The sequence below is a fragment of the Mesorhizobium sp. genome, from assembly GCF_004962925.1.
GTDB lineage: Bacteria > Pseudomonadota > Alphaproteobacteria > Rhizobiales > Rhizobiaceae > Mesorhizobium.
Genome location: NZ_SUEO01000011.1, coordinates 4,063 through 6,801, shown reverse-complemented (window position 1 = coordinate 6,801; position 2,739 = coordinate 4,063). Strand labels below are relative to the sequence as shown.

Here is a 2,739-nt window from a genome sequence, read left to right as displayed (position 1 = left end):
GAAGAAGATGAAGGCGCGGCTGTGGTTCGAGACGTTACGCGAACGCATCTGCACCGCTTTCGAGCAGATCGAGCAGGATCTGCAGGGGCCGCAGGCCTCTTGGTCGCCCGGCCGCTTCGAAAAGACGCCGTGGGAGCGCGACGCCGGCAAGGGCGGCGGCGGCACCATGTCGATGATGCGTGGCCGCGTCTTCGAAAAGGTCGGCGTACACACCTCCACCGTCTATGGCGAGTTCTCGCCGGAGTTCAGGAAGCAGATGCCGGGCGCCGAGGAAGACCCGCGCTTCTGGGCAAGCGGCATTTCGCTGATCGCGCACCCGTGGAACCCCAACGTACCGGCCGTGCACATGAACACGCGCATGGTCGTCACCTCGCGCCAGTGGTTCGGCGGCGGCGCCGACCTGACACCGGTGCTCGACCGTCGCCGCACCCAGGACGACCCCGACACGATTGCCTTCCACCGCGCCATGCAATTCGCCTGCGAGAAACATCCGGCGGTGGCCGACCACGCGAAATTCAAGGCCTGGTGCGATGAGTATTTCTATCTGCCGCACCGCAACGAACCGCGCGGCACCGGCGGCATCTTCTTCGACTGGCTGCATTCGGACGAGGACCGAGGCGGTTGGGACGCCGATTTCAACTTCGTCCAGGATGTCGGGCGCGCTTTTCTCGTCGTCTACGGGCATCTCGTGCGGGCCAATTTCAACGACAACTGGACCGACGGCGACCGCGACGAGCAGCTGATCCGCCGTGGCCGCTACGTCGAATTCAATTTGCTTCACGATCGCGGCACCATCTTCGGGCTGAAGACCGGCGGCAATGTCGCCTCGATCCTGTCCAGCCTGCCGCCAGAGGTGAAATGGCCGTAAAATCTCGGTGAGTTGGACGTGAGCCGCAATCAGGTCCAAATCGCCTGATTTTGGCGGCGAATGTGGCGCACAGAATATCTTTTTCGTCTAATATCCCTTTGAAAAAACAAGACTATTTTTCGTTTCCGGGCCGGGAAACGCCGGCGGTTCTCGCCTCCTCTAGAACCGCGACCCGACGCGACCGGACGGCCCATAATTGAGTGAGGCACTCCCCAATCAGGTGCCCTCATTTTCCAGGAGAGCATGCCATGCGCAAGCTTATTATGTCGGCTGCGGCTGCTGCCGTTCTTACCTCTGGTGGCGCTGCCTTTGCAGCGGTCAAGCACACCACGGGAACGATCAAGACCTACGATGGAACGGCCATGAGCCTTGTTCTGGACGACGGATCTACCTTTACGCTGCCCAAGGCCTTCAAGGATCCTGGCCTGAAGGCCGGCGAAAAGGTCCGCGTTTCGTGGGACATGAGCGGCAAGAACAAAGTTGCCGAGGCAGTCAAGATCGTGAAGTGACGGCCTGCCCGCTGGAGCAAAACACAGTCTTGTCCCTGGGGTAGCGTAAGAGGGCGGAGCAGCGCTGCTCCGCCTTTTCAGTCTTTGCGGCAACCAAAACCTGCCGATCGTGTTATGCTTGCTCGGCCAGCGCATGACCCGAGTACCGATACCGGTTTTCGACAGGGATCATGCGTCGATCAAAGGTGCTGGAGCTTCCGTGCCCAAGCGAGTGCGCGGCGCTCCAAGGAGGAAAAGGGAGAAATCCGATGAAGGAATTCCACTGCGGCTCGCTCGTTCCGGGTTGTGACTGGCATACGCGCGCCGAAGAGGAAGCCGAGATCATGCGTCGTGCGGTCGAGCACATGCGTGAGACGCATGGCGAGACGATCATCCGCGAGACGATGATCGAAGCCATCCGCTCGCGCATCGAAAAGGCCCGCGACGCGGCCTGATTTGCCTAACTTTCGAGTGCTTCTGCGGCGCGCTTGAGGAGCGCGCCGCGATCCAGCGCAAAGCCGGACTCGATCCACTCGTTTTCGAGGTTTTTCAAGGTTGCGCCGAGTTTCGGCCCAGGCGACGCGCCAAGCGTCGTCAGATCGGCGCCCTTGAGCGGAAAGTCGGGCTTTTTCCATTTTCCGGCGAAGGCCAGCAGGCGCGAAAAGCCGCCGGCTTCGAGCAGCGCGTCATTGTCCTCGACCGCGCGGGCTCGAGCCGAAGCGAGCGACAGCCGCAAGCGATCGACGAAGCCCTGACGATCGCCACGGTAGAGCCGTTTTGCGAGTTCCGTTTCGGTCGTCTTCGGCTCGACAGGCGCGGTCAGTGCCCACTGCCTGAGACGGACGGCTTCGCTGACGGAGAATCTCAGCCGCTCAGCCAGCGTCTTCATTCGCGCGACATCCGGCGGCACGATCGCTTCCAGCCTGAGCAGCGGGTCCGGCGTCCAGCCCAGATCCTTCTCGGCCCTGGTCAGCGCATGGATCGCATCGATGCCCCATTTCTCGCTCTCCGGCAGAACGCTGGTGAGCACGCTGGCCTGGCGCATCCACAGCAAGGCGCGCGATGGATCGGGCGCTGCCAGCAGCTTTTTCAGCTCGGACCAGACGCGCTCGACCGAGAGTTGGCTGAGCCCCTCCTTGAGCCGGGCGCAAGCCTTCAGCCCTTCGGCATCGGGCCGGCCGTCGCCATACCAGGCGAAGAAGCGGAAGAAGCGCAGGATGCGCAGATAATCCTCGCGGATGCGCGCCTCCGGATCGCCGATGAAGCGCAGCCGGCGCGCCTTGATGTCGGCGATGCCGCCGACCAGGTCGACGACGGTGCCGTCGGCCTCGGCATAGAGCGCGTTGATGGTGAAATCGCGCCGTTGCGCGTCGGCCTTCCAGT

General features: G+C 62.6%; 4 protein-coding genes. 3 read left to right on the top strand and 1 reads right to left on the bottom strand.

Annotated features, from left to right (window positions below; all coding sequences use genetic code 11):
* The 3 genes from hemF to E5W87_RS04600 all read left to right on the top strand — a co-directional run.
* A partial coding sequence (gene hemF, locus E5W87_RS04610) for an oxygen-dependent coproporphyrinogen oxidase (RefSeq protein ID WP_292394465.1) occupies positions 1-868 on the top strand: 868 nt, incomplete at its 5' end.
* Positions 869-1,116: 248 nt separating this feature from the next.
* The gene (locus tag E5W87_RS04605) at positions 1,117-1,377 is read left to right on the top strand and encodes a DUF1344 domain-containing protein (protein ID WP_292394463.1); all 261 of its coding nucleotides are present in this window, start codon (positions 1,117-1,119) and stop codon (positions 1,375-1,377) included.
* 248 nt (positions 1,378-1,625) lie between these two features.
* Positions 1,626-1,811 carry a DUF1059 domain-containing protein gene (locus E5W87_RS04600; RefSeq protein WP_292394461.1) on the top strand — a complete coding sequence of 62 codons (186 nt, stop codon included), beginning with the start codon at positions 1,626-1,628 and terminating at the stop codon, positions 1,809-1,811.
* A 5-nt stretch (positions 1,812-1,816) separates the two neighbouring features.
* Here E5W87_RS04600 and E5W87_RS04595 read toward each other — a convergent pair.
* Positions 1,817-2,739, bottom strand: a 923-nt coding sequence (locus E5W87_RS04595; protein ID WP_292394459.1) for a CCA tRNA nucleotidyltransferase, incomplete at its 5' end; no start/stop codon positions are given.

Excerpts from the sequence above, each read along its gene's own strand:
- E5W87_RS04605 (WP_292394463.1), top strand. The coding sequence starts at position 1,117 with ATGCGCAAGCTTATTATGTCGGCTGCGGCTGCTGCCGTTCTTACCTCT.
- E5W87_RS04600 (WP_292394461.1), top strand. The coding sequence starts at position 1,626 with ATGAAGGAATTCCACTGCGGCTCGCTCGTTCCGGGTTGTGACTGGCAT.